Origin of the sequence: Vibrio minamisatsumaniensis (assembly GCF_050337445.1) — a bacterium.
In the GTDB taxonomy this organism is placed as follows: domain Bacteria; phylum Pseudomonadota; class Gammaproteobacteria; order Enterobacterales; family Vibrionaceae; genus Vibrio; species Vibrio artabrorum.
The window spans coordinates 1-755 of sequence record NZ_JAKJSY010000185.1; the positions used below are offsets into that span (position 1 = coordinate 1).

Sequence of the window (755 nt, forward strand, 5' to 3'; positions counted from 1 at the left end):
TTCCCGGGCCTTGTACACACCGCCCGTCACACCATGGGAGTGGGCTGCACCAGAAGTGGTTAGTTTAACCGCCCTTTCTTCGGAGAGAGTGGAGGACGATCACCACGGTGTGGTTCATGACTGGGGTGAAGTCGTAACAAGGTAGCCCTAGGGGAACCTGGGGCTGGATCACCTCCTTATACGAAGATACTTACGATGAGTGTCCACACAGATTGATGGTTTAGATTTAGTTAAAGCCAGAGCTTTAATTAATAACGTAAGTTATTGATTAAAGCTTTTTGCTTTATGCTCTTTAACAATTTGGAAAGCTGACTGATTAACTGACTTACGAGTTATGTTAATCAAATTTAAAAGTTCTCAATGTTTATCTTTCATTAGATAAACACAACAAACACATTCAAGTGTCTTGTATTCGATTCAAACTTGTTTGAATCACAATTGAGTCCGGCAAACAGTCATTAAGAATTAACCCTTCTTAATGACAACCAAAAACCTTGGTTRCTTTTTGTCTTCACTTTTTAAAAGTGAAAGCAAATTTGTATCATACACAAGACCCTTTCGGGTTGTATGGTTAAGTGACTAAGCGTACACGGTGGATGCCTTGGCAGTCAGAGGCGATGAAAGGCGTAATAACTTGCGATAAGCCCAGATTAGGTAGTAATAACCTTTTGAGTCTGGGATTCCTGAATGGGGAAACCCACGTGCATAAGTACGTATCCTGTTGTGAATACATAGCAACAGGAGGCAAACCGGGG

Annotated in this window: 2 rRNA genes; both read left to right on the plus strand. The window is 41.6% G+C overall.

Features of this window, described 5'->3' with window-relative positions:
- A 16S ribosomal RNA gene (locus L4B77_RS20185) occupies positions 1-179 on the plus strand; the annotation flags it as partial.
- Between the two features lie 390 nt (positions 180-569).
- A 23S ribosomal RNA gene (locus L4B77_RS20190) occupies positions 570-755 on the plus strand; the annotation flags it as partial.